28 protein-coding genes are annotated in these 24897 nt (G+C 71.6%); 4 read left to right on the top strand and 24 right to left on the bottom strand.

All coding sequences use genetic code 11. The features are described from left to right. Window positions 1-75 precede the first annotated feature (75 nt). From tsaD to tsaB, 3 genes are all read right to left on the bottom strand, one after another. Window positions 76-1212 carry a tRNA (adenosine(37)-N6)-threonylcarbamoyltransferase complex transferase subunit TsaD gene (gene tsaD / locus CFW40_RS14855; protein ID WP_088798380.1) on the bottom strand — a complete coding sequence of 379 codons (1137 nt, stop codon included), beginning with the start codon at window positions 1210-1212 and terminating at the stop codon, window positions 76-78. A 5-nt stretch (window positions 1213-1217) separates the two neighbouring features. Continuing rightward, window positions 1218-1718, bottom strand: coding sequence for a ribosomal protein S18-alanine N-acetyltransferase (rimI, locus tag CFW40_RS14860; RefSeq protein WP_088802129.1), 501 nt, complete (start codon window positions 1716-1718; stop codon window positions 1218-1220). Window positions 1719-1801: 83 nt separating this feature from the next. Then, entirely contained in the window at window positions 1802-2461 is a 660-nt protein-coding gene (gene tsaB, locus CFW40_RS14865; RefSeq protein ID WP_088798381.1) for a tRNA (adenosine(37)-N6)-threonylcarbamoyltransferase complex dimerization subunit type 1 TsaB, read from the bottom strand. Between the two features lie 140 nt (window positions 2462-2601). Here tsaB and CFW40_RS14870 point away from each other — a divergent pair, with 140 nt between their 5' ends. After that, window positions 2602-3171: a L,D-transpeptidase gene (locus CFW40_RS14870; protein ID WP_088798382.1), complete on the top strand. Its 570-nt coding sequence runs from the start codon at window positions 2602-2604 to the stop codon at window positions 3169-3171. A gap of 49 nt (window positions 3172-3220) precedes the next feature. Here CFW40_RS14870 and CFW40_RS14875 read toward each other — a convergent pair whose 3' ends face one another. The 9 genes from CFW40_RS14875 to CFW40_RS14915 all read right to left on the bottom strand — a co-directional run bounded on the left by CFW40_RS14875 (window position 3221) and on the right by CFW40_RS14915 (window position 12200). Continuing rightward, a complete protein-coding gene (locus tag CFW40_RS14875) occupies window positions 3221-3484 on the bottom strand; it encodes a hypothetical protein (protein WP_088798383.1) in 264 nt (87 codons plus the stop codon). A gap of 220 nt (window positions 3485-3704) precedes the next feature. Continuing rightward, window positions 3705-4241: a tRNA (adenosine(37)-N6)-threonylcarbamoyltransferase complex ATPase subunit type 1 TsaE gene (tsaE, locus tag CFW40_RS14880; RefSeq protein WP_088798384.1), complete on the bottom strand. Its 537-nt coding sequence runs from the start codon at window positions 4239-4241 to the stop codon at window positions 3705-3707. Between the two features lie 63 nt (window positions 4242-4304). Then, window positions 4305-5639 carry an alpha/beta fold hydrolase gene (locus tag CFW40_RS14885; protein WP_088798385.1) on the bottom strand — a complete coding sequence of 445 codons (1335 nt, stop codon included), beginning with the start codon at window positions 5637-5639 and terminating at the stop codon, window positions 4305-4307. Beyond that, window positions 5636-6823, bottom strand: a complete 1188-nt coding sequence (alr, locus tag CFW40_RS14890; protein ID WP_088798386.1) for an alanine racemase — start codon at window positions 6821-6823, stop codon at window positions 5636-5638. Before alr ends, CFW40_RS14885 begins: the two co-directional genes overlap by 4 nt. Window positions 6824-6882: 59 nt before the next feature. Beyond that, window positions 6883-7725 (bottom strand): L,D-transpeptidase, encoded by an 843-nt coding sequence (locus CFW40_RS14895; RefSeq protein ID WP_088798387.1) that lies wholly within the window; start codon window positions 7723-7725, stop codon window positions 6883-6885. A gap of 244 nt (window positions 7726-7969) precedes the next feature. Next, the gene (locus CFW40_RS14900) at window positions 7970-9394 is read right to left on the bottom strand and encodes an NAD(P)H-hydrate dehydratase (RefSeq protein ID WP_088798388.1); all 1425 of its coding nucleotides are present in this window, start codon (window positions 9392-9394) and stop codon (window positions 7970-7972) included. 152 nt (window positions 9395-9546) lie between these two features. Continuing rightward, a complete protein-coding gene (locus CFW40_RS14905; RefSeq protein ID WP_088798389.1) occupies window positions 9547-9915 on the bottom strand; it encodes a holo-ACP synthase in 369 nt (122 codons plus the stop codon). After that, window positions 9912-11759, bottom strand: a complete 1848-nt coding sequence (gene glmS, locus CFW40_RS14910; RefSeq protein ID WP_088798390.1) for a glutamine--fructose-6-phosphate transaminase (isomerizing) — start codon at window positions 11757-11759, stop codon at window positions 9912-9914. The genes CFW40_RS14905 and glmS overlap by 4 nt, the downstream gene beginning before the upstream one ends. A gap of 162 nt (window positions 11760-11921) precedes the next feature. After that, complete coding sequence (locus CFW40_RS14915; protein WP_256331462.1) at window positions 11922-12200, bottom strand: hypothetical protein; 279 nt, start codon at window positions 12198-12200, stop codon at window positions 11922-11924. Between the two features lie 219 nt (window positions 12201-12419). Here CFW40_RS14915 and coaA point away from each other — a divergent pair, with 219 nt between their 5' ends. Both coaA and CFW40_RS14925 read left to right on the top strand, forming a co-directional pair. Further along, window positions 12420-13403 (top strand): type I pantothenate kinase, encoded by a 984-nt coding sequence (coaA, locus tag CFW40_RS14920; protein WP_088798391.1) that lies wholly within the window; start codon window positions 12420-12422, stop codon window positions 13401-13403. Between the two features lie 13 nt (window positions 13404-13416). Further along, window positions 13417-14355 carry a DUF389 domain-containing protein gene (locus tag CFW40_RS14925; protein ID WP_088798392.1) on the top strand — a complete coding sequence of 313 codons (939 nt, stop codon included), beginning with the start codon at window positions 13417-13419 and terminating at the stop codon, window positions 14353-14355. Window positions 14356-14436: 81 nt separating this feature from the next. On the opposite strand, the gene glmM is transcribed toward CFW40_RS14925, so the two are convergent. The 4 genes from glmM to CFW40_RS14945 all read right to left on the bottom strand — a co-directional run bounded on the left by glmM (window position 14437) and on the right by CFW40_RS14945 (window position 18939). Next, window positions 14437-15795: a phosphoglucosamine mutase gene (gene glmM / locus CFW40_RS14930; RefSeq protein WP_088798393.1), complete on the bottom strand. Its 1359-nt coding sequence runs from the start codon at window positions 15793-15795 to the stop codon at window positions 14437-14439. A gap of 143 nt (window positions 15796-15938) precedes the next feature. After that, the gene (gene rpsI, locus CFW40_RS14935; protein ID WP_018090882.1) at window positions 15939-16451 is read right to left on the bottom strand and encodes a 30S ribosomal protein S9; all 513 of its coding nucleotides are present in this window, start codon (window positions 16449-16451) and stop codon (window positions 15939-15941) included. A 43-nt stretch (window positions 16452-16494) separates the two neighbouring features. Continuing rightward, window positions 16495-16938, bottom strand: a complete 444-nt coding sequence (gene rplM / locus CFW40_RS14940) for a 50S ribosomal protein L13 (RefSeq protein ID WP_006604900.1) — start codon at window positions 16936-16938, stop codon at window positions 16495-16497. A gap of 366 nt (window positions 16939-17304) precedes the next feature. Beyond that, a complete protein-coding gene (locus tag CFW40_RS14945) occupies window positions 17305-18939 on the bottom strand; it encodes an ABC-F family ATP-binding cassette domain-containing protein (protein ID WP_088798394.1) in 1635 nt (544 codons plus the stop codon). Between the two features lie 56 nt (window positions 18940-18995). Here CFW40_RS14945 and CFW40_RS14950 point away from each other — a divergent pair, with 56 nt between their 5' ends. After that, the gene (locus tag CFW40_RS14950; protein WP_088798395.1) at window positions 18996-19868 is read left to right on the top strand and encodes a hypothetical protein; all 873 of its coding nucleotides are present in this window, start codon (window positions 18996-18998) and stop codon (window positions 19866-19868) included. Window positions 19869-19947: 79 nt separating this feature from the next. Here the strand turns inward: CFW40_RS14950 and truA are convergent, their stop codons facing one another. The 8 genes from truA to infA form a co-directional block, all read right to left on the bottom strand. Then, window positions 19948-20811, bottom strand: coding sequence for a tRNA pseudouridine(38-40) synthase TruA (gene truA, locus CFW40_RS14955; RefSeq protein WP_088798396.1), 864 nt, complete (start codon window positions 20809-20811; stop codon window positions 19948-19950). Between the two features lie 161 nt (window positions 20812-20972). Then, a complete protein-coding gene (rplQ, locus tag CFW40_RS14960; protein WP_088798397.1) occupies window positions 20973-21440 on the bottom strand; it encodes a 50S ribosomal protein L17 in 468 nt (155 codons plus the stop codon). A gap of 179 nt (window positions 21441-21619) precedes the next feature. Next, window positions 21620-22642, bottom strand: coding sequence for a DNA-directed RNA polymerase subunit alpha (locus tag CFW40_RS14965; RefSeq protein ID WP_003956430.1), 1023 nt, complete (start codon window positions 22640-22642; stop codon window positions 21620-21622). 109 nt (window positions 22643-22751) lie between these two features. Beyond that, the gene (gene rpsD / locus CFW40_RS14970; RefSeq protein WP_088798398.1) at window positions 22752-23378 is read right to left on the bottom strand and encodes a 30S ribosomal protein S4; all 627 of its coding nucleotides are present in this window, start codon (window positions 23376-23378) and stop codon (window positions 22752-22754) included. 29 nt (window positions 23379-23407) lie between these two features. Next, the gene (rpsK, locus tag CFW40_RS14975; RefSeq protein ID WP_004571845.1) at window positions 23408-23812 is read right to left on the bottom strand and encodes a 30S ribosomal protein S11; all 405 of its coding nucleotides are present in this window, start codon (window positions 23810-23812) and stop codon (window positions 23408-23410) included. Window positions 23813-23908: 96 nt separating this feature from the next. Beyond that, window positions 23909-24289, bottom strand: a complete 381-nt coding sequence (rpsM, locus tag CFW40_RS14980) for a 30S ribosomal protein S13 (RefSeq protein WP_030074809.1) — start codon at window positions 24287-24289, stop codon at window positions 23909-23911. Window positions 24290-24487: 198 nt separating this feature from the next. Further along, window positions 24488-24601: a 50S ribosomal protein L36 gene (rpmJ, locus tag CFW40_RS14985; protein WP_003956441.1), complete on the bottom strand. Its 114-nt coding sequence runs from the start codon at window positions 24599-24601 to the stop codon at window positions 24488-24490. 60 nt (window positions 24602-24661) lie between these two features. Continuing rightward, window positions 24662-24883, bottom strand: a complete 222-nt coding sequence (infA, locus tag CFW40_RS14990; RefSeq protein ID WP_003956442.1) for a translation initiation factor IF-1 — start codon at window positions 24881-24883, stop codon at window positions 24662-24664. Between the last annotated feature and the right edge of the window lie 14 nt (window positions 24884-24897).

The raw sequence follows: 24897 nt of genomic DNA on the forward strand, positions 1-24897 counted from the left end.
GGCTCGGGCCGGGGGCGGCGGCGAGGACTCGCGACACGACAAAACGAGTCCTCGCCCGGCCGCGGGAGCCGCGCCTCAGGAGTAGAGGTTGTGCTTGCTCATCTCGTGGACGTGATCGTGGTCGTGGTGGTGCGCGGCGGCGGACGGCTCCTCGCCGGTCTCCCCGGGCACATGCGGTTCGGTGACCGGGAGGGACGAGTCGGCGGAGAGGTCCCAGGCGGAGGCGGACCTGCCCCGTGCCACCATCTCGGCGCCCAGGGCGGCGACCATCGCGCCGTTGTCGGTGCACAGCTTGGGCCGCGGCACCCGCAGGGTGATCCCGGCGTCCTCGCAGCGGCGCTCGGCCATCGCCCGCAGCCGGGAGTTGGCCGCGACCCCGCCGCCGATCATCAGGTGGTCCACTCCGTTGTCCTTGCAGGCCCGGACGGCCTTACGGGTCAGCACGTCCACCACGGCCTCCTGGAAGGACGCCGAGACATCCGCCACCGGCACCTCCTCGCCGGCCGCCCGCTTGGCCTCGATCCAGCGGGCCACGGCCGTCTTCAGGCCGGAGAAGGAGAAGTCGTAGACCGGGTCGCGGGGGCCGGTCAGTCCGCGCGGGAAGCGGATCGCGTCGGGATTGCCCTCGCGGGCGTAGCGGTCGATGACCGGGCCGCCGGGGAAGCCGAGGTTCAGCACCCGCGCGATCTTGTCGAACGCCTCGCCCGCCGCGTCGTCGATCGTCGAGCCCAGCGGCCGTACGTCGGAGGTGATGTCCGGGGCCAGCAGGAGGGAGGAGTGGCCGCCGGACACCAGCAGGGCCATCGTGGGCTCGGGCAGCGGGCCGTGCTCCAGCTGGTCGACGCAGATGTGCGAGGCGAGGTGGTTGACGCCGTAGAGCGGCTTGCCCAGCGCGTAGGCGTACGCCTTGGCGGCCGAGACGCCGACCAGCAGCGCACCGGCCAGGCCGGGTCCCGCGGTGACCGCGATGCCGTCCAGGTCGGACGCCGCGACCCCGGCTTCCTTCAGCGCGCGCTGGATGGTGGGGACCATCGCCTCCAGATGGGCGCGCGAGGCCACCTCCGGCACCACACCGCCGTAGCGGGCGTGCTCGTCGACGCTGGAGGCGACCGCGTCGGCGAGGAGGGTGTGGCCGTGGACGATGCCGACACCGGTCTCGTCGCAGGAGGTCTCGATGCCGAGGACGAGCGGTCCGCCGCGTGAGTCAGCCATGAGTGTCAAGTTCCTTGTACGGAGGGTGCTTCGGAGGAGGTCTGGGTGGTGCGCCGCATGACCAGGGCGTCGACGTTGCCGGGCTGGTAGTAGCCGCGGCGGAAACCGATCGGCTCGAAGCCGAAGCGCTCGTAGAGGCGTTGGGCGCGCACGTTGTCGACCCGCACCTCCAGCAGCACCTCGTGGCATTCGAAGTCCGTCGCGGCACCGAGGAGTTCGGTCAGCAGCCGGGCGCCGAGGCCGGTGCCCCACATCTCGCGGGCGGTGGCGATGGTCTGGATGTCGCCGGTGCCGTCGACGGCGGCCAGCCCGCCGTAGCCGACCAGCCGGCTTTCCCGCCCGCCGTCCGGCCGCGGCACCTCCAGTTCGGCGACGAGGTAGCGGCGGGTGGCGTACGGGCCGCGCGCATGGGCCAGCTCGGACCAGAACATGCCCGGCGACCAGGCGTCCTCGGGGAAGAGCTCCCGTTCCAGCTCCAGCACCGGCGCGATGTCCCACCAGCGCATCTCGCGCAGCGCCGCGCCGGGCTCGGGGGCCCCGCCGGGCGGCGGGGGCGCCGCGGGGCTCCGGTCGGGCGACGGGCGGGTGGTCACCGGGGAGTGACCACCTTGTAATTGGCGGGCACCTGGGCGTCCGGGCGCCGCAGGTACAGCGGTCGCGGGGGCGGCAGCTCCTCGCCCGCGGCCAGCCTGTCCGCGGCCAGCGCGGCCAGCGCCCCGGCGGACTGGTGCTCGGGGGCCTCGCGCCGCAGACCGGTGAAGACCGTGTCGTAGAGCACCGCCCCCGCGCCCACGGCGGGGACGCCGGCCACCTGGTCGGCGATGTCCGCGGGGCGGTCGACGGCGGGCTCGGTGAGGGGGGTACGGGCGTCCTTGTAACGGGCCCAGTACACCTCCTTGCGGCGGGCGTCGGTGGCCACGACGAAGGGCTCGGTGAGCCCGGAGGCGTAGGCGAGGCCGTCCAGGGAGCACAGGCCGTGGACGGGGACGCCGAGCGCCGCCCCGAAGGTCGCGGCGGTCACCAGGCCGACCCGCAGGCCGGTGTACGGGCCCGGACCCACGCCGACCACGATGTCGCTGACGGCGTCGAGTTTTTGCCCCGCCTCGGCCAGCACCCGGTCGACGGCGGGCAGCAGCAGCTCGCCGTGGCGGCGCGCATCCACCTGGCGGGACTCGGCGAGGACCCGGGTGCCGTCGTGGAGCGCGACGGTGACGGCGGGGGTGGCGGTGTCAAGAGCTAGCAGCAGCACGTCCTTAAGACTACGGCTCGGCCGGAGGTACCTGTCGCGGTGCTACCGTCGCCCCCGTAGCCCAGCAGCAAGCAGCCCGGCATTCCCAGGTCCGGGGCTCCCCGCCACAGGGCAGGGAGAGGGAGGAAAGGTGCACAGCGGTGCCCGCTAAGAGCAGCACGATCGTCACCGCGCTGACCACGGCTGCCGTGGTCGTGGTCGGTGTGCTCGGCTACCAGGCCGCGGCGTCCGCTCCGGACACCCTCACCCAGACCCGCAAGGACTCCCGCCACAGCGAGCCCAAGAGCCCGCCGGAGCACGGCGGCAAGAAGGACAAGGCCCCGGCCGCGGCCCCGGTCCCGCCCTCGTCCGGCAAGGGCCGGCGGATCGTCTATGCGCTGGACGCCAAGCGGGTCTGGCTGGTCGGCGCGGACGGCAAGGCGGTGCGTACGTACCCGGTCACGCCGAGCACGGTCAGCCCGCCGCTGGGCGCGTACGCCGTCGGCTCGCGTTCGGTGAGCGTCACGGGCTCGGACGGCATCGCGATCGAGCATGTGGTGCGGTTCGCGAGTGTGGAAGGCGTCACCGTCGGCTTCAGCGCGGCCGTCGACGGCTCCATGCCCGACCCGGGCTCGGCGAAGCGGACCGGCGGCATTCGTGAGTCGCGGGCCGACGGCAAGGCGATGTGGGACTTCGCCCTGCACGGCACCAAGGTCGTCGTGGTCTCCTGACCGCGCGGCCCCGGCCGCTTCCGCAGGCCGCCGCATTCGCCCCTACGGGCTACGCCGCGTCGCGGCCCGGGGTGGACGCGGCCCGGGGCCCGTCCTGGTCCTCGTCCTCCGCTTCCGGCGCGCCGGACGGCTCCGCGGGCTTGTCCCGGCGGGCTTCCCCGGCGGCGTCGGGGGGCGTGGAGACGGCGCTGGCCGCGGCACCGGCCGCCAGCAGTTCGTTCATGGTCGGCGTCTCGCGCGCGCCGCACGCGGCCGCCGCGACGGGGGTGCCCCCGCGCCCTTCGGGCGTGGTGGAGGGCTGCTGGGCCGACATGGACGCCTCCCGGGGCTCCTGGGACGAGCGACAGAAGCTAGGCTCGCTACTTAGGCTGACCTAACTGGGGTCTCCTCCCATGTCACCACGGCCGGTACCAGGTGCGCAACATCTTACCGACGGCTTGTCGGAAACTACCGGGCGGTGTTGTCCGGATCGGTGTCCGCCGGTCCGTCGCCGAGGGGCCCGCCACCGCTGCCGACGGCTCTCGGGACGGCCGTCAGCAGGTCTCCAGCGCGAGCAGGCCGGCGTCCGCCCAGCGTGCGCCGAGGCCGGTGACCGTCACCTCCCGCACATCGTCCACGTCGTCCTCGGGATGCCCGCCCGCACCACCGGGCGCCTGTGCACCCACGGCACGCCCGATGACCACGTGCAACCGGTCCTCGGAAAGCTCCTCGACCTTGCCGTCGCCCCACTCCACGACCACCACCGACTCCGGCAGCGAGACATCGAGGTCCAGGTCCTCCATCTCGTCCAGCCCGCCGCCGAGCCGGTACGCGTCGACATGCACCAGCGCGGGGCCGCCGGTCAGCGAGGGGTGCACCCGGGCGATGACGAAGGTGGGCGAGGTCACGGCGCCGCGGACGCCCAGCCCCTCGCCCAGGCCACGGGTCAGCGTCGTCTTGCCGGCGCCCAGCTCACCGGTGAGCAGTACCAGGTCGCCGGGGCGCAGCAGCGGGGCCAGCCGGCGGCCCAACTCCTGCATCTGGTCGGGGGACTTGACGGTGACATGCGCAATCGCTCCGGTGGTGCTCATGCCGCAAATGGTACGGCCTGCCCGCCACCCGGCCGCCCGGCCTGCGCCGCAGGTCCCGGCAGCTCAGGCGCGGGCGTGCCGCGAGCTGCGGGCCGCCGCGCTCGCGCGTTCCACCAGCGACACCAGATGTTCATTGACCAGCTCGGGCCGCTCCAGCATCACCAGGTGCCCGGCGCCGGGGACACACACCAGCTCCGCGTCGGGCAGCACCTCGGCGATCGTCCGGCTGTGGTCGGCGGGGGTGATCAGATCGCTCTCCCCGGCGAGCACCAGCGCGGGCACCGCGTCGTACGCCACCAGCGCCTCGGTCTTGTCGTGCACCGCGAACGCCGGGAAGAACTCGGCGACCACATCGATCGGGGTCGCCTCGATCAGCCGCTCGCCGAAGCGGGCGATGCCCGGGTCCACCTTCTCCGGCGTCCCGAACGAGTAGCGCTTGATCAGCCCCGCGAAGAGGTCGGCGGTGGCCCGCCGCCCGCGCTCGACGATCTCGCGCTGCCAGCCCAGCGCCTTGAGGACGCCCGGCGCGAGCCAGTGGAAGGCCTTGACGCCCATGGACGGCAGTCCGAAGCCGACCTCGCTGAGCCGGCCCGCCGAGGTGCCGATCAGGGCCACCCCGACCACCCGCTGCGCGACGTACTCGGGGAACTGGTCGGCCAGCGCCATCACCGTCATCCCGCCCATGGAGTGCCCGACCAGCACGATCGGCCCCTCGGGGACCGCGGCGTCCAGCACCGCCTTCAGGTCCCGGCCCAGCAGGTCGATGGTGACCGGTTCCGTCCCGTCGATCTGGCCGTGGCCGCGCGAGGAGCGGCCGTGGCTGCGCTGGTCCCAGTGGACGGTGCGCACCGTGCCGCGCAGCGCGGAGCGCTGGAAGTGCCAGGAGTCCTGGCTCAGGCAGTAGCCGTGGCTGAAGACGACCGTGGGGGCCTGCGAGCGCCGTCCCAGTGCCGCCGTCAGCCGCTTGCGCAGCCCGCCGTGGGCCTCCTGCGCGGCGCGGGCCTCCTTGCCGCGTACCGGCTTGGCGGACCGGTCGCTCTTGCCGTGCTTGGCGTGCTTGCCGTTCACCGCGCCCTTGTCCGCCGCGTCGTCCTTCTCCGGCGGGCCCGGCTCGTCGACCTCGTAATACAGCTCGGTGCCGTCCTCGGCGATCGCGGCGCCCGGGGTGCCGCGCAGCGTGCCGTACGGTCCCGCGGCGTCCAGTGCGAGCCGGGCGCGGCGCCGCATCCCGCGGCCGACCGTCAGCCGCTCTATCGCCACACCGGCCGCGGCGCCTGCCGCGACCACGCCGATCGCGGCGCCGGCGACACCGGCGTGCCGGCCGGCCTTCGCCCAGTTGCCGGCCACTTCGGCCGCGGTCTCGACCGCCTGCACGGCGGCTTCCTGTCCCTCGGTCATGCCGTACCCCCCGTGAGCGCGCTGTCTCCTTCGGCTTCGCTGGGTGCGTCGCTGTCCACATGGACGCGCGGCACCCGGGATCCGATCCGGGTGACGATCTCATACCCGATGGTTCCGGCCACGCGGGCCCAGTCCTCGGCGGTCGGCTCCCCGCGGTCCCCGGGGCCGAACAGCACGGCCGGATCGCCCGGCTCGGCGTGCTCGCCGCCCAGGTCGACCACGAACTGGTCCATCGCGACCCGCCCGGCGACCGTCCGCCACGCGCCTGCGACCAGCACGGGGCCGACGCCGGAGGCATGCCGCGGAATGCCGTCGGCGTAGCCGAGCGGGACCAGCGCCAGGGTGGTCTCACCGGGCGTCGTGTAGTGGTGCCCGTACGACACGCCGTGGCCGCCCGGGACGCGCTTGACCGAAGCGAGCGAGGCCTCCAGGGTCATCGCCGGCCGCAGTCCGAAGTCCTGGAAGGTGCCGACCTCGGGGCTGGGCGAGATGCCGTAGATGCCGATGCCGGTGCGGACCAGGTCGAAGTGCGCCTCGGGCAGCGTCAGCAGCGCCGGGGTGTTGGCGATATGCCGCACCTCGGGGCGCAGCCCGGCCGTCTCGGCGGTCTTCAGCGCCGCGTGGAAAACGTCCAGCTGGGCGGCGATCGAGGGGTGTCCGGGCTCATCGGCGCAGGCGAAGTGCGACCAGACGCCGGTGACGACCGCCGTGCCCTCGGCCTCGGCGGCGCGGGCCGCGGCGGTCAGTTCCGGCCAGTCGGCGGGCGTGCAGCCGTTGCGGCCGAGACCGGTGTCGACCTTGAGCTGGACGCGGGCGGTGCGGCCGCAGGCCCGCGCCGCCGCCCGCACCTCGTCGAGCGCCCACAGCCCGCTCACCGCGACGTCGATGTCCTGCTCGATCGCCCGCCGCCAGGGGCCGCCGGGCGTCCACAGCCAGCACAGCAGACGCCCGGTGTCACCGGCCGCCCGCAGCGCGAACGCCTCCTCGGGCAGCGCCGTGCCCAGCCAGCCCGCACCGGCCTCCCGGGCGGCGCGCGCGCAGCGCACCGCCCCGTGCCCGTAGCCGTCGGACTTGACCACGGCCATCAGCTCGGCCCGGGGTGCACGGTCCCGCAGCGCACGGACGTTCGACCGCACGGCGGCGACGTCGATGGCGGCACGGGCACGCTTCACTGTCTCGTTCATCCCCCTCAGTGTCGCAGGCGACATTGCGCAACCCCGGGGGACGGGCGGGAAAACCGTGCTCACACGCCGGGTTTCCGCCCCCAGACGTGCACGATGTCACCCTTGTCGAGCAGCTCCCAGGCCCTGCGCGCGTCCGTCATGGTGAGGTTGACGCAGCCGTGCGAGCCGGCCCCGGAGAAGATGTCCTCGTAGACGCCGTGCAGCGCCTCCCCGCGGTCGAAGAACTGGGCGTACGGCATGGAGGTGCCGTACAGGTTGGAAATGTGCCGGCGGTGCCGCAGATAGATCCGGTACGTACCGGTACGGGTCTCCATCGTCGGCGCACCGGAGCGGATCGCCACCGGGTCGAGGATCACCCGCCCGTCCTGCTGCACCCACATCAGCTGCCGGTTCAGATCGACGCACACGGTCCGCTCGGCCCGGTCGGGACAGTGACCGGCCCGGTTGGGGTCCTTCCTGGCCCGCATCACCCGCACCATCGCGCCGGTGACCGGCCCCGCGAAGCCGGTCGCCGGCGCGATCCGGTGCGCCTGCTGGAACCGCCGGATCGCCCGGCAGTCCCCCGCGCTCTGCCGCCCGTCCACCTCGCGCCCCAGATAGCGCTCCGCCTGCCGCTGGTAGGGCCCGGTGGCGGCACTGCAGTGCGGCGCCCTGGTACCGGAGCGCCGTGCCTCGGAGCGCGGCACGTACTCGATGTGCAGCTGCCGCCCCGGCTCGCGCACCGTGCGCGGGACACCGGGGACCAGGTCGGACGGCCCGTACGCGGCGGCCGGCTGCGTCACGGCCCTCGTGGACGCATGCCTCACGGCCACGGTGGGCGACGGTGCCACGGCCACCGCGGGCGGCCCGGCGACAACGAGCAACGAGGCGCAGACCAGCAGCGCCGGAAGAGTGCGTTTCATGCCCTCACGCATGCCGTGGCGCCGCGGCCGTTCGGCCCGCCGGACGCCAGGTTCGCCCTGGTGCCCGCCCCATTCCCCCGCGGGGCGTAACGCCGGTCCGTTGCGTGCCGTCGGCCGGTCGTCCGCCGCCGGTCCGTCGTCCGCGGGCGACCTGTCATCCGCCGCCGGCTGTCTCGTCCGTCGCCGGCCGTCGCTGTTGCTGTTGCTGTTGCTGTTGCCGTTGTGGTCGCTGTTGCTGTTGCTGTCAGGCCGTCACATCCCGCCAGGCCGCCGCCAGATGGTCCGCGACCTCCGAGGCGAGGATCGGGGCGCCGTCCGGCCCGGCCGCCCGGCGGGCCGCCAGCCCGTGCAGATACGCACCGACCGATCCCGCGTCCCGCGCCGTGAGCCCCGCGGCGAGCAGCGAACCGGTCAGCCCCGACAGCACATCCCCGCTCCCGGCCGTCGCCAGCCAGCTGCTGCCCGTGGGATTGACCCGCACCGGCCCGTCCGCCTCCGCCACCAGCGTCGTCGAGCCCTTGAGCAGCACCGTGGCGCCGTACCGCGCCGCCAGTTCCCGTACGGAGGCCAGCCGGGTTGCCTCGACCTCCTCGCGCCCGCGTCCGAGCAGGGCGGCGGCCTCCCCCGCGTGCGGCGTCAGCAGGGTCGGGGCCGGGCGCTCGGCGACCCGACTCGGCGTCAGAAACCGCAGCCCGTCCGCGTCCACCAGCACCGGAACCTCCGACGCCAGCACGTCCTCCAGCGCGTCCGACTCCTCGCCGATGCCGGGACCGATCACCCACGACTGCACCCGGCCCGCCTTGTCCGGCGGCCCGGCGTGCACCAGCGTCTCCGGGAAGTGCGCCAGCACCGCCTCGGCGGCCGGCCCGACATAGCGCACCGCCCCCGCGCCGCCCCGCAACGCGCCCGCCACCGCGAGCACCGCCGCCCCCGGATACCGCGCGGACCCGGCGACCACCCCGACCACGCCGCGCCGGTACTTGTCGCTCTCGGGCGCCGGACGCGGCAGCAGTCCGGCCACGTCCGCGTGCTGCAAGGCCTCGATGTCGGCCTCCCGCGGCAGTGTGAGCCCGATGTCCACCAACCGCAGCGCGCCCGCCCGCTCGTGCGCCGGATCGATCAGCAGCCCGGGTTTGTACGCGCCGAAGGTCACCGTGGCGTCGGCCCGTACGGCGTCCCCGGCGACCTCACCGCTGTCCGCGTCCACTCCGCTGGGCAGGTCCACCGCCACCACCGGCGCCGACTCCCATGCGTCCCGGGCGAGTTGGGCGGCCTCCGGGCGCAGCCCGCCCCGTCCGCCGATCCCGACGATCCCGTCCACGACCAGCGCGGCCCGTGCGATGTCCCGCCGGGCGTCGGCCGAGACGCGCCCCCCGGCGGCCCGCAGCGCGGCCAGTCCGCCCCGGTGCGCCTTTTCGGGCGAGAGCAGCACCGCCGCCACCCCGGCCCCCCGGCGCGCCAGCCGGGCGCCGGCGTACAGCGCGTCCCCGCCGTTGTCGCCGCTGCCCACCAGCAGCACCACCCGGGCTCCGTACACCCGCCCCAGCAACTCCGCGCAGGCCGTGGCCAGTCCGGCCGCCGCCCGCTGCATCAGGGCCCCTTCGGGCAACCGGGCCATGAGCTCTCGCTCCGCGGCCCGTACGGTCTCCACGCTGTAGGCAGTCCTCATGCCGACAAGTCTCACCCCTCGCCCACGGGGTACGCGGCATTTCTCCCGCGGGCCCCAGGACCTGTCCGCAAAGTCCGCCGCCCGCACGGGCCCCTCCCGCAAGGACGGCGCCCGCCCACCGACGCACGGGGGCGGGCGCGCCGCGGCGGTCCTCATCCCTCGGCGATCACCACGGCGGAGGCGACCCCCGCGTCATGGCTCAGCGACACATGCCACGACCGGACCCCGAGCTCCTTCGCCCGGGCCTCGACGGTGCCCCGTACCCGCAACCGCGGCCGGCCGCTGTCCTCGACGTACACCTCGGCGTCGCTCCAGTGCAGTCCGCCCGGTGCGCCGAGCGCCTTGGCCAGCGCCTCCTTGGCGGCGAACCGGGCCGCCAGCGAGGCGATGCCGCGGCGCTCACCGCTGGGCAGTATCAGCTCCTCGCCAAGGAACAGCCGCTGCGCCAGCTCCGGCGTACGCTCCAGCGCCTCGCCGAAGCGCTCGATCTCGGCGACATCGATCCCGACCCCGATGATCACTCGACCGTCACCGACTTGGCGAGGTTGCGCGGCTGGTCGACCTCGTTGCCGCGGGCGGTGGCCAGCTCGCAGGCGAAGACCTGCAGCGGGATCGTGGAGACCAGCGGCTGCAGCAGCACCGGTGTCCGCGGAATCCGCACGAGGTGATCAGCGTAGGGCACCACCGTCTCGTCCCCCTCCTCCGCGATCACGATCGTCCGCGCCCCCCGGGCCCGGATCTCCTGGATGTTCGACACGATCTTGTCGTGGAGCACGGACCGCCCGCGCGGCGACGGCACCACGACGACCACCGGCACATCGTCCTCGATCAACGCGATCGGCCCGTGCTTGAGCTCCCCGGCCGCGAAGCCCTCCGCGTGCATATACGCGAGTTCCTTGAGCTTGAGCGCACCCTCCAGCGCCACCGGATAGCCCACATGCCGGCCGAGGAACAGCACGGTGTTCTTGTCGGCGAGGCCGCGGGCCAGCTCCCGTACCGGCTCCATCGTGCCGAGCACCTGCTCGACCTGGGTGCCGATGGCCGCCAGTTCGCGCACCACGTCCCGGATCTCGTCGCCCCACTTCGTGCCCCGCACCTGCGCGACGTACAGCGCCACCAGGTAACAGGCCACCAGCTGCGTCAGGAACGCCTTGGTCGACGCCACCGCGACCTCGGGCCCGGCGTGCGTGTACAGCACCGCGTCCGACTCCCGCGGGATGGTCGAGCCGTTCGTGTTGCAGATGGCGAGCACCTTCGCGCCCTGCTCGCGCGCATGGCGCAGCGCCATCAGGGTGTCCATGGTCTCGCCGGACTGGCTGATCGCGATGACCAGCGTCCGCCGGTCCAGGATCGGGTCGCGGTAGCGGAATTCGCTCGCCAGCTCCGTCTCGCACGGAATCCGCGTCCAGTGCTCGATGGCGTACTTGGCGATCATCCCCGCGTGGTACGCCGTCCCGCAGGCCACGATGACGACCTTGTCGACCTCGCGCAGCACGGCGGGCGGGATCCGCACCTCGTCCAGGGACAGCACGCCCGAGGCGTCGATCCGCCCCAGCAGCGTGTCGGCGACGGCCTTCGGCTGCTCGGCGATCTCCTTGAGCATGAAGTAGTCGTAGCCGCCCTTCTCGGCGGCCGAGGCGTCCCAGTCGATGTGGTACTCGCGCACCTCGGCGGGCGCCCCGTCGAACCCGGTGATCGTCACCGCTTCCCGGCGCAGCTCCACCACCTGGTCCTGCCCCAGCTCGATCGCCTCCCGGGTGTGCGCGATGAACGCCGCCACATCCGATGCGAGGAAGGCCTCCCCGTCCCCGACGCCCACCACCAGCGGCGAGTTACGGCGCGCCCCGACCACCACGTCCGGCTCGTCGGCATGCACCGCGACCAGCGTGAACGCACCCTCCAGCTGCCGGCAGACCTGCCGCATCGCCTCGGCCAGCTCTCCGCAGGACGAGTAGGCCTCGGCCAGCAGATGCGCCACGACCTCGGTATCCGTCTCGGACGCCAACTCGTGTCCGCGGTCGGTGAGTTCCGCGCGCAGTCCGGCGAAGTTCTCGATGATGCCGTTGTGCACGACGGAGACCCGGCCGGCGTTGTCCATATGGGGATGGGCGTTCTCGTCGGTGGGCCCGCCATGGGTGGCCCACCGGGTGTGCCCGATACCGGTCGAGCCGGCCGGCAACGGACGGTCGGCCAGCTCCTTCTCCAGATTGGCGAGTTTGCCGGCCTTCTTGGCCGCTGCCAGCCCGCCATCGGCCAGCACGGCGATACCCGCCGAGTCATAGCCGCGGTACTCCAGCCGCTTCAAGCCGGCCAGGACGACGTCAAGGGCGCTCTGCCCGCCCACATAACCCACGATTCCGCACATGGGGGCAGGGTACGCCGGGGCCCTGAGCGACCGGCTGCGGCAGGTACCGGCGAGTCACCGATCGAAAATCCCGGCCTTCAGGGAGCCGACGCACGCCGGCCCCCGGCCGGTTCTGGAGTACCGCGCGATGACGACACGACTGCGAGGCAACGAGGGGCGCCCTCAGAACCCCCGCGCTATCCGGGCGTGCGCCTCCCGCACCGTCTCCCAGAACTCCTCGTCCGCCTCCGCGTCCGCCCCGAGCTCGCTGCCCGGCTCGTGGCGCTCCAGGAAGTCGGCTAAATCTTCCCCCAGGTCCTCGTCCGGCAGCTCCTCCGCCAGCTCGGCGTACACCCGCGCGGCGAAGCCGTCCGGGGCGGCATCCGCCGCCCGGCCCCCGGTCGCGCTGGTAGTCCTCCCCCACGGCCACTGTCCCAGCAGGCCGGCCCTACGCGCTCCCACACGCACCCCCTGAATCGTCCTCGGCCCGAAGCCGGGCCTCTCCCCGCTGCCGACCGTACCGGGCAAAAACCCTCGGGTACAGACACCCGGGCAGAGAAGCCCCAAGCCCGCCCCGATGTCCACAAGACCGGCCTCCGGGGTGCACCGGCCGTTCATCTCCGGGTGCCCCGCCGGACACCCCGATAGGAGCGGCGTGTGACGGCTGCGCACAATGGGCGCGTGCCCCTGACGACCGATCCGCAGCAACGACGCCGCGCCGACAGCTCTCCGTACGTCGATCTGACGCGCGCACAGTGGAGCGCCCTGCGGGAGAAGACCCCCCTGCCCCTGACGGCCGACGAGGTCGAACGGCTGCGGGGCCTGGGCGATGTCATCGACCTCGACGAGGTGCGCGACGTCTACCTCCCGCTGTCCCGGCTCCTCAACCTCTATGTCGGCGCCACCAGCAATCTGCGCGGCGCGCTGAACACCTTCCTCGGCGATGTGGGCGGCGGCCCCCAGCCCGGCACCCCGTTCGTCATCGGGGTCGCGGGCAGCGTGGCGGTCGGGAAGTCCACCACCGCCCGGCTGCTGCAGGCGCTGCTGGCCCGCTGGCCCGAGCATCCGCGGGTCGAACTGGTCACCACCGACGGCTTCCTGTTTCCCAACGCCGAGCTGCACCGCCGCGGCCTGATGTCCCGTAAGGGTTTCCCCGAGTCGTACGACCGGCGGGCGCTGACCCGCTTCGTCGCGGACGTGAAGTCCGGCAAGGCCGAGGTCACCGCGCCCGTCTACTCCCACCTCATCTACGACATCGTGCCCGGCGAGCGGCTGACCGTGCACCGCCCGGACATCCTCATCGTCGAGGGCCTGAACGTCCTGCAGCCGGCGCTGCCCGGCAAGGACGGCCGCACCCGCCTCGGGCTCGCCGACTTCTTCGACTTCTCCGTCTACGTCGACGCCCGCACCGAGGACATCGAGAAGTGGTACCTCGGCCGCTTCCGCAAACTGCGCGAGACGGCCTTCCAGAACCCGTTCTCGTACTTCCGCAAGTACACCCAGGTCTCCGAGGACGAAGCCCTCGACTACGCCCGGATGATCTGGCGCACCGTCAACAAGCCCAACCTGCAGCAGAACGTGGCGCCGACCCGCGGCCGCGCCAACCTGGTGCTGCGCAAGGGACCTGACCACAAGGTGCAGCGGCTGTCGTTGCGCAAGCTCTAGGGAGACGCACGCCGTGCTGCATCTACGCCTGATCGTCCCGGCCCACCACACGGACGACGTGCTCCGGCTGCTGGAGACGACCGTCGGGGTGACCCATCTGGTGGTGCTGAGCGGGGCGGCCCGCGACCCACAGGGCGATGTCGTGATGTGCGATGTCGCACGGGAGGCCGCCGACGGTCTGGTGGCCGGGCTCCGGGCGAAGGAGCTGGACCGGACCGGTTCCATCGCGCTGGAGAACATCGATCTGTCGCTGTCCCGGCGGGCCGACCGGGCGGCGGACGACGCACCCGGCGAGGGCGCCGACGCCGTGCTGTGGGAGTCGCTGACCGACGCCACCCACGAGGAGTCCACGCTCTCCGCGACCTATCTGGCGTTCCTGACGGTCGCCACGATGATCGCGGCCTGCGGTGTGGTCCTCGACAACGCGATCCTGATCGTCGGTGCGATGGCCGTGGGCCCGGAGTTCGGACCGCTGGCCGGAATCTGCACCGCGCTCGTCCGCCGGGCCCCACGGCTGGCCTGGCGCTCCGTGGTGGCGCTGCTCGTGGGGTTCGTGGTCGCGATGGCGGTCACCGTGGGCTTCAGCCTCTTCATGGACGCGGTGGGCCTCTTCCACCTCGAGGACCTGGACGCCGCGCGCCCGAACACCCACTTCATCTACCGGCCCGACTGGTTCTCCTTCGTCGTCGCCGTGCTCGCCGGTATCGCCGGGGTGCTCTCGCTGACGTCGGCGAAGTCGGGCGCCCTGGTCGGTGTGGCGATCTCCGTGACCACGGTCCCGGCCGCCGCCAACGCCGCGGTGGCGCTCAGCTACCAGGAGTACGGCCAGGCCTGGCACTCCATGGAGCAGTTGCTGCTGAACCTGGCGGGCATCGTCCTGGCCGGCACCCTGACACTGACCGCCCAGAAGCTGCTGTGGGCCCGGCAGGACGCCGGGCGACGGGTCCCCTAGGGAACGTCCTGGTCGTCCGGCCGCCCACGAAAAAGCCCCGCCCGATACCGGGCGGGGCCTTCGTCATACCAGGGACAGGCCTCAGCCCAGCGCCGACTTGACCGCGTCGGCCAGCCGCTCGGCCACCGACCGCGCCTGCTCGATGTCCGCGGCCTCCACCATCACCCGCACCAGCGGCTCGGTGCCGGACGGCCGCAGCAGCACCCGCCCGGTGGCGCCCAGCTCCCGCTCCGCCTCGGCGACCGCCGCGGTCAGCTCGGGCGAGGTCGTCACCCGCGACTTGTCGACATCGGGGACGTTGATGAGGATCTGCGGCAGCCGCTCCATGACGCCCACCAGGTCGGCCAGCGGCCGGCCGGTCGCGGCGACCCGGGCCCCCAGCATCAGGCCGGTCAGCGTGCCGTCGCCGGTCGTCGCATGGTCCAGCACGATCACGTGCCCGGACTGCTCGCCGCCCAGCGCGAAGCCGTGCGCCTTCATCTCCTCCAGGACGTAGCGGTCGCCGACCGCGGTCTGGACGAGGTCGATGCCCTCGCGCTCCATGGCCAGCTTGAAGCCCAGGTTGGACATCACGGTGGCGACGACGGTGTTCTTGCGCAGCATTCCCGCCTCGCGCATCCCGAGCGCCAGCACGGCCAGGATCTGGTCGCCGTCGACCTCGTTGCCCTCGCGGTCCACGGCCAGGCAGCGGTCCGCGTCGCCGTCGTGGGCGACACCCAGGTCGGCGCCGTGCTCGACGACGGCCGCCCGCAGCAGCTGGAGGTGGGTGGAGCCACAGCCTTCGTTGATGTTCAGGCCGTCGGGGTCGGTGCCGATCGTGACGACCTCGGCGCCGGCCCGCGCGAAGGCCTCGGGCGAGACCCGCGCCGCCGCGCCGTGGGCGCCGTCGATGACGATCTTCAGCCCGTCCAGGCGGTTGGGCAGCACGCCGACGAGGTGCGCGACGTAGTTGTCGAAGCCCTCGTCATAGACGGTGACCCGGCCCACTCCGGCGCCGGTCGGCCGCTCCCAGGGCTCACCGGAGCTGTGCGCGCGGTAGGTCTTCTCGATCCGGTCCTCCAGCTCGTCGGCGAGCTTGTGGCCGCCGCGGGCGAAGAACTTGATGCCGTTGTCGGGCATCGGGTTGTGACTGGCGGAGAGCATCACACCGAGGTCCGCACCGAGCGAGCCGGTCAGATAGGCGACCGCCGGGGTCGGGAGCACCCCCACCCGCAGCACGTCCACACCGGCGCTGGCCAGGCCCGCGACGACCGCGGCCTCCAGGAACTCCCCGGACGCGCGTGGATCGCGGCCGACCACCGCCACCGGCCGGTGACCTTCGAACGTGCCCGCTTCCGCGAGTACATGCGCCGCAGCCACCGACAGACCGAGCGCCAGCTCCGCCGTCAGATCCGCATTGGCGACGCCGCGCACACCGTCCGTGCCGAAGAGTCGTCCCACTGGTGTCCTCCGAGTAGATGAGCTTGGACCAGAGCATTAAGTCCAGGTATACGCCCCGGGTCCTGGATAGCCGAACGCCCCGGCAGCACGGATCCGTGCCACCGGGGCGTTCGCCAAGTGCTGCATATCGCAGCGAGCGCGGATTAGCGCTTGCTGTACTGCGGCGCCTTACGGGCCTTCTTCAGACCGGCCTTCTTGCGCTCGACCGCACGGTCGTCACGCTTGAGGAACCCGGCCTTCTTCAGCGCGCCGCGGTTGTTGTCGACGTCCGCCTCGTTCAGCGCACGGGCCACGCCCAGGCGCAGCGCACCGGCCTGGCCGGAGATGCCGCCGCCGGAGATGCGGGCCACCACGTCGTAGCGGTTGTCGAGCTCGAGCACCTTGAAGGGCTCGTTGACTTCCTGCTGGTGCACCTTGTTGGGGAAGTAGCCCTCAAGGGTGCGACCGTTGATCTTCCACTGGCCGGTGCCCGGAACGATCCGGACGCGGGCAATGGCGTTCTTGCGACGGCCCAGGCCGGCAGCCGGCTGCGGGTCGCCGAAGCGGGAGGCGAGGGACTCGGAGGTGTACTCCGACTCCACGACCTCGGTCTCAGTGGTGTATTCCTCGACGGCGTCGTCGTTCTCGATGACGGTCTCGGGAGTGGTCTCGGCCACGATGCTCCTCAGAATTCTCTGTCGTCTTAGGGGGTGGCCGGAACTACTGCGCGACCTGGGTGATCTCGAACGGGACCGGCTGCTGCGCAGCGTGCGGGTGCTCGGCACCCGCGTAGACCTTCAGCTTCGAGAGCATCTGACGGCCGAGGGTGTTCTTGGGGAGCATGCCCTTGATGGCCTTCTCGACGGCCTTCTCGGGGTTCTTGTCGAGCAGCTCGTCGTAGCGGACGGAGCGCAGACCGCCCGGGAAGCCCGAGTGGCGGTAGGCCATCTTCTGGGTCCGCTTGTTGCCGGACAGGTGCACCTTGTCGGCGTTGACGATGATGACGAAGTCACCCATGTCAACGTGCGGCGCGTAGACGGGCTTGTGCTTACCCCGCAGGAGGGACGCGGCCTGGGTGGCCAGACGGCCGAGGACAACGTCCTGCGCGTCAATGATGTGCCACTGGCGCTGGACATCGCCGGGCTTGGGGCTGAACGTACGCACGGTTAGCCTTCGCTTCTTCAGAGGTGGGATATCCCCAGGGCCTGGGCCTCGGGGACGGGTCCTGTACTGGTCACCGCTGCCGATCACACCAGCAGGAGCGGCGCTACGGGTGACGCAACCCGATCGTCCGTCGCTGGTCATCGGCCCGGTGGACCGCGTAAGGGCCCCCTCACGTGAGATAGAGCAAGCCAATACGCATAACGAAAAGGCAGAATACCGGCCCGGCCCCGGTGGGGTCAAAACGCCCCCGGACCGGCGCGCGACACCGGCCGCCACCACACGCTCCAGTCACCGTGCGTAGCAGCCGCCCCACGCCCCGCCGCCGGCCCCGGCACCCCGGCACCCCGGCAGCGCCACCGGCCAGGCCTACCGCTCGCGCACCACCCGCCGCTCGTCCCACACCGGCTCCGCCGTCTCCCGTACCAGCCCGTCCGAGCCGAACACCAGGAACCGGTCGAAGGACCGCGCGAACCACCGGTCGTGGGTCACCGCCACCACCGTCCCCTCGTACGCCTCCAGCCCCTCCTGCAGCGCCTCGGCCGACTCCAGGTCCAGGTTGTCCGTCGGCTCGTCGAGCAGCAGCGCGGTCGTGCCGGACAGCTCCAGCAACAGGATCTGGAAGCGCGCCTGCTGGCCGCCGGAGAGCCGTTCGAAGCGCTGCTCGGCCTGCTGCTCCAGCTCGTAGCGGCGCAGCGCCGACATGGCCTGCCCCTTGTTCTTGGCGTGCTCGGTCCACAGGATGTCGAGCAGGGTGCGGCCCATCAGTTCGGGGTGGGCATGCGTCTGCGCGAAGTGCCCCGGGACCACCCGGGCGCCCAGCTTCCAGCTGCCGGTGTGCGGAACGGGGTTCTGCTCGTCCCCGGCCAGCAGCCGCAGGAAGTGGGACTTGCCCGACCCGTTGGAGCCGAGGACCGCGACCCGCTCGCCGTAGAAGATCTCCAGGGAGAACGGCTTCATGAGGCCGGTCAGCTCCAGCCCCTCGCAGGTGAGCGCCCGTACCCCGGTGCGTCCGCCGCGCAGCCGCATGGTGATGTCCTGCTCGCGCGGCGGCTCCGGCGGCGGCCCGGCCTCCTCGAACTTCTTCAGCCGGGTCTGCGCCGCCGCATAGCGCGAGGCCAGCTCATGGCTGACCGAGGCCGCCTGGCGCAGCGAGACCACCAGCTTCTTGAGCTGCGCATGCTTCTCGTCCCAGCGCCGCCGCAGCTCCTCGAAGCGGGCGAAGCGCTCCTTGCGCGCCGCGTGGTAGGTGTCGAAGCCGCCGCCGTGCACCCAGACGTCGGAGCCCGCGGGGCCCGGCTCGACGCTGACGATCTTCTCCGCGGCCCGCGCCAGCAGCTCCCTGTCGTGCGAGACGAACAGCACCGTCTTACGGGTCTGCCGGAGCTGTTCCTCCAGCCAGCGCTTGCCGGGGACGTCCAGATAGTTGTCCGGCTCGTCCAGCAGCAGCACCTCGTCCGTGCCGCGCAGCAGCGACTCCAGCACCAGCCGCTTCTGCTCGCCCCCGGACAGCGTGCGCACCTGCCGCCACTGCGCCTTCTCGTACGGCATCCCCAGGGCCGCCGTCGTGCAGATGTCCCAGGCCGTCTCGGCCTCGTAGCCGCGCGCCTCGGCCCAGTCGCTGAGCGCCTGGGCATAGGCCATCTGCGCGGCCTCGTCGTCGCCCTCGGCACTCATCATCGCCAGCTCGGCGGCGTCCACCGCCGCTGCCGCCGCCCTGATCCGCGGCTGCGCCACGGAGACCAGCAGGTCACGCACCGTGCGCTCGTCCCGTACGGAGCCCACGAACTGCGGCATCACGCCCAGCCCGCCGCTGACCGTCACCGCCCCGCCGTGCGGCTGGAGCTCCCCCGCGATCAGCCGCAGCAGCGTCGTCTTCCCGGCGCCGTTGGCCCCCACCAGCGCCACCGACGCGCCCTCCCCCACCCGGAAGGACACGTCTCCCAGCAGGACCCTCCCGTCCGGCAGGTAGTACTCCAGATGTCCGGCCTCAAGATGTCCCATGAGCGGGATTGTGACCGGCCTCCGGGCGTTCCACCAACCCCATTAGGATGCGCGGCATGAGCTTTGGGCAAGGGGGGCCGTTCGACGGCCCCGGGGGTTCTTCGTCGTCCACTCCGGACTGGGGTGCACTCGCCGAGGAGAGTGAGGCACAGGCCCGCCGCAAACGCCGGCTGTGGATCGGCGGCGGAGCGCTGGCGGCCCTCGCGGTGGCCGGCATCGTCACCTTCGCCGTCATATCCGGCGGCAGCGGCTCACCGGGCGGCAACCCGACGGCGTCGCCCACGGCGTCCGACCAGGCCGCGGCGCCGGACGACCAGCCGTCCTTCCCCGACGTCTCCGTGCCGCCCCCGCCCAACCCGCGGGACTACATCTCCGACCCGAAGAAGGACAAGGCGCCGCTCACCCCGGCCACCCTCTTCGCGCAGAAAAGCATGGTCGTCGGCGCGCACACCTACCCGCGCACCAAGACCGCCACCACCAAGGACTGCACCGCCGCCGCCCAGGGGCCGCTGGTCTCCTCGCTGTCCCACAACGGCTGCAAGCAGCTGCTGCGCGCCACCTACGCCAAGGGCGGCGTCGCGGTCACCCTCGGCATCGCGGTCTTCGACTCCCCCGACCGGGCCGCCAAGGTCATGAACGAGAACAAGGCCAACCTCATGCCGCTCCCCGGCGGCGGCGTCCCCTCGGACTTCTGCCAGGGCACGAAGTGCCGGATGGCGACCAACGCCACCGGCCGCTACGCCTACTTCACGATCGCCGGCTACCTCAACGGCAAGGACGTCACCGCCGCGGAGACCAAGGCCCGCCAGATCGCCCGGGACGGCGGCGCCTACGCGTTCAGCCAGATCACCCAGCGCGGCAAGGACCAGGCCGCCAAGGCTGCCGAACAGCAGCTCAAGGACGCCCAGAAGAAGGCCGGCAAGTCCTGACCGCTTCCGGTGGCGCCGCCCTTCCCGGCGGCGCCACCGCATGCTCCACTAGGCACCGCAAGGCCCCACGGGCCACCGCTCAGCAGCAGCCGCCCCCGCCGCCCCCGGGCAGCGTCCGCTTGTTCCGCGCCTCCTGGTTGCGCGCCATCAGCAGTTCGTCGGCCGGATAGCCGACCTCCTCCAGCGTCAGCCCGTGCGGCCGTACGACATGGACGGCGGAGTCCCGTACGCCGGCGGCCAGCACCTTCCCCGGCCACTCCACCGGCCGGTGCCCGTCGCCGACGAACAGCATCGCCCCCACCAGCGACCGCACCATGTTGTGGCAGAAGGCGTCCGCCCGCACGGTCGCCGTGATGATCCCGTCCGCCCCGCGCGACCAGCTCAGCTCCTGCAGCGTGCGGATCGTCGTCGCGCCCTCCCGCCGCTTGCAGTACGCCGCGAAGTCGTGCTCCCCCAGCAGCGGCCGCGAGGCCTCGTTCATCGCCTCGACGTCCAGCTCCCAGTCGTGCCACAGCACATGGCCGCGCAGCAGCGGATCCACGCCCCCGTGGTGATCGGTCACCCGGTACGCATAACGCCGCCAGATCGCCGAGAACCGCGCATTGAACCCGTACGGCGCCTCGGCCAGCCGCCACACCCGCACGTCCTTGGGCAGCCGCCCGGCCAGCCGCCGCAGCAGCTTGTCCGCGTGCTCGGCCCACACCTCCGCCGGCAGGTCCACATGCGCCACCTGGCCCCGCGCATGCACCCCCGCATCCGTCCGCCCGGCCACGGTGAGCTCATACGTCTGTCCGGACCGGGTCACGGTCCGCAGCGCGTCCTCGATCTCCCCCTGCACGGTCCGCCGGCCACCGGCCTGCTTCGCCCACCCGGAGAAGTCCTTTCCGTCGTAGGAAAGGTCCATCCGCACCCGGACGAACCCGGGCTCCACTTCGTCACTCACGACAGCAATCCTCCCTCACGCCACGGGCAGCCGTTCCGCACGGGCCCCTCCCCCGAACACCACGCCTCGGGCACCGCGGACCGCCCCCCACCACGGCCCGCCCGCGCATGCGAAAGCGGGCCCGCCCCGAAGGGCGGACCCGCTCACACGTCGGTCAGGACTCAGGCGTCCTTCGACTCCTCGGTCGCCTCGGCAGCCGGGGCCGCCTCCGCGTCCTTGGCCGCACGCTTCGTCGCGGCCTCGGCCTCACCGGTGGCCTGCTGGGCCACGGTCAGCGCCTCCACCAGCTCGATGACGGCCATGGGCGCGTTGTCGCCACGGCGGTTACCGATCTTGGTGATACGGGTGTAGCCACCCGGGCGGTTCTCGAACCGCGGGGCGATCTCCGTGAAGAGCGTGTGCACGACGCTCTTGTCCGAGATCAGCTGCATGACCTGACGGCGGTTGTGAAGGTCGCCCTTCTTCGCCTTGGTCACCAGACGCTCCGCGTACGGACGCAGACGACGGGCCTTGGCCTCGGTCGTCGTGATGCGGCCGTGCTCGAAGAGCGAGGTGGCCAGGTTGCGCAGCATCAGACGCTCGTGCGCAGCGCTGCCGCCCAGACGGGCACCCTTGGCGGGCTTCGGCATGGTGTATCTCCTTGATGTCTGCCCCGGCCGTATCAGGTACCGGGGTCAGTATCTGAGCAGACGGTTGTCCGTCAGAGACCGGGAGCGGCCCCGAAGGGCGCTCCCGGAAGGGGCGCGGGGAACTGCGCGACAAGCCACAGCGCACCCGCACCCGGGTACGGACCGAAAGGCCCGAGCCCTTAGTACTGCTCGGTCTCGACGAAGCCCGCATCCGCGTCGTCGTCCGCGCCGAACGCGTCCGCCGCGGCGGTCGGGTCGAATCCGGGCGGGCTGTCCTTGAGGGCCAGGCCCATGCCGGCCAGCTTCGCCTTGACCTCGTCGATCGACTTCGCACCGAAGTTGCGGATGTCGAGCAGGTCGGCCTCGGAGCGCGCCACGAGCTCACCCACGGAGTGGATGCCCTCACGCTTGAGGCAGTTGTACGAGCGGACCGTGAGCTCCAGCTCCTCGATCGGCAGCGCCAGGTCGGCGGCCAGGGCGGCATCCGTCGGGGACGGGCCCATGTCGATGCCCTCGGCGTCGATGTTGAGCTCACGCGCCAGACCGAACAGCTCGACCAGGGTCTTACCGGCGGACGCCATGGCGTCACGCGGGCGCATGGCCTGCTTGGTCTCGACGTCGACGATCAGCTTGTCGAAGTCGGTGCGCTGCTCGACACGGGTCGCCTCGACCTTGTACGTGACCTTGAGCACCGGCGAGTAGATGGAGTCGACCGGGATACGGCCGATCTCCTGGCCCACCTGCTTGTTCTGGACGGCGGAGACGTAGCCGCGACCGCGCTCGACGGTCAGCTCCATCTCCAGCTTGCCCTTGCCGTTGAGCGTGGCGAGGACCAGGTCCGGGTTGTGCACCTCGACACCGGCCGGCGGGGCGATGTCCGCGGCGGTGACCAGGCCGGGGCCCTGCTTGCGCAGGTACATCACGACCGGCTCGTCGTGCTCCGAGGAGACGACCAGCTGCTTGATGTTGAGGATGAGGTCGGTGACGTCCTCCTTGACGCCCGGCACGGTGGTGAACTCGTGCAGGACACCGTCGATGCGGATGGACGTGACCGCCGCACCCGGAATCGAGGACAGGAGGGTCCGACGCAGGGAGTTGCCGAGGGTGTAGCCGAAGCCCGGCTCCAGCGGCTCGATCACGAACCGGGAGCGGTATTCGTCGACGACCTCTTCGGTCAGCGAGGGACGCTGAGCAATCAGCATGGTGTTCGATCCTTCAGTCGTGGACGCCCGCTATTTGACGCCCGCTGTACTGACAAGGGTACGGGCGGTACGGCGCCATCGGCTCCGTACCGCCCCCACCGGTCAGCTCTTACTTGGAGTAGAGCTCAACGATCAGCTGCTCCTGCACCTGGGTGTCGATCACCTGGCGCTCGGGCATGCTGTGCACGAGGATCCGCAGGTTGGAGGGGATCGCTTCCAGCCAGGCCGGAACGGTCCTCTCGCCGGCCTCGGCCTGCGCCACCGCGAACGGGGTCAGGTTCCGAGAGGCCTGGCGGACCTCGACGATGTCGTTCACGGCCACGCGAGCCGACGGAATGTCGGTCTTGCGGCCGTTCACCGTGATGTGTCCGTGACGGACCAGCTGACGGGCGTGGTCGCGGGACTTGGCAAAGCCGGCCCGGTAGACCACGTTGTCGAGGCGGGTCTCAAGGATGCGCAGAAGGTTCTCACCGGTCTTGCCGGTCTTCTGGTTCGCTTCCTTGTAGTAGTTCACGAACTGCTTCTCCAGGACACCGTAGATACGGCTGCACTTCTGCTTCTCACGAAGCTGGAGCAGGTACTCGCTGTCCTTGGTGCGCCCGCGACCGTGCTCACCCGGGGGGTAAGGACGGATCTCAATCGGGCACTTCGCGCTCTCGCACTTGCTCCCCTTGAGGAAGAGCTTCTGCTTCTCCCGACGGCAACGCTTGCAGTCGGCCCCGGTGTATCGCGCCATTTTCCAGTTGTCTCCGTTACCTCAGTGCGTCAGACGCGCCGGCGCTTGGGCGGGCGGCATCCGTTGTGCGGAGTGGGGGTGACGTCCTGGATCGAACCCACCTCGAGGCCGGTGGCCTGGAGGGAGCGGATCGCGGTCTCACGGCCGGAGCCGGGACCCTTGACGAAGACGTCGACCTTGCGCATGCCGTGCTCCTGCGCGCGGCGGGCGGCCGACTCGGCGGCCATCTGCGCGGCGAAGGGGGTGGACTTGCGCGAGCCCTTGAAGCCGACGTGGCCGGCCGAGGCCCAAGAGATCACGTTGCCCGTGGGGTCCGTGATCGAAACGATCGTGTTGTTGAACGTGCTCTTGATGTGAGCGTGCCCGTGGGCAACGTTCTTCTTCTCCTTGCGGCGCACCTTCTTGGCGCCGGCCGTACGGCCCTTCGGAGGCATTCATTACTCCCGTGGAGGTGGTCGGTCCTACAGCGAAGACCGCTTGCAGGGGCCCGGGGGGCGTCCCCCGGAGCACACAGTGCGTCCTGCTGAGGACTACTTCTTGCCCGGCTTCTTCTTGCCGGCGATCGCGCGACGCGGGCCCTTGCGGGTACGCGCGTTCGTGCTGGTGCGCTGACCGTGCACCGGCAGACCGCGGCGGTGACGCAGACCCTGGTAGCAGCCGATCTCCACCTTGCGGCGGATGTCGGCCTGGATCTCGCGACGGAGGTCACCCTCGGTCTTGAGGTTGTTGTCCACGTACTCGCGGATCTTGATGAGGTCTTCCTCGGCAAGGTCGCGAACACGGGTGTTCGGGTTCACGCCGGTGGCGGCGAGAGTCTGCTGCGACAGCGTCCGCCCGATACCGAAGACGTAGGTGAGGGCGACCTCCACACGCTTTTCGCGCGGGAGATCAACGCCTGCGAGGCGTGCCATTGATGTGGCTCCTGATGGCTATTCGGAGGTCTTCCGCAGCACCGTTCCCGTAAGACTCTGCAGAATTACGAGCCGGGTCCCCGGCCTCCGAGCCGGGGGTGTCGTCCCCACGCGAGTGATGCGGGGGTCGGGTGACTGCGTATGTACGTGTGTGCTTGCGTCGCGCGAAAACTGCGAAATGCAGGTGGTCGGCGTGCGTCAGCCCTGGCGCTGCTTGTGGCGCAGGTTGTCGCAGATGACCATGACCCGGCCGTGACGGCGGATCACCTTGCACTTGTCGCAGATCTTCTTGACGCTCGGCTTGACCTTCATGGGATGTGAGGTTCTCCGGGTCAGTGCCGTCACCCCACGGGAGCGGGGCGCCGACAAGATCTACTTGTAGCGGTAGACGATCCGGCCACGCGTCAGGTCGTAGGGAGAGAGCTCCACGACGACCCGGTCATCCGGGAGGATACGGATGTAGTGCATCCGCATCTTTCCGCTGATGTGCGCGAGGACCTTGTGACCGTTCTGGAGCTCCACCTTGAACATGGCGTTCGGGAGGGACTCGATCACGGTGCCCTCGATCTCGATGGCACCTTGCTTCTTGGCCACGCTTCGCCCTTCGA

The organism is Streptomyces sp. 2114.4 (genome assembly GCF_900187385.1).
Classification (GTDB): Bacteria; Actinomycetota; Actinomycetes; order Streptomycetales; family Streptomycetaceae; genus Streptomyces; species Streptomyces mooreae.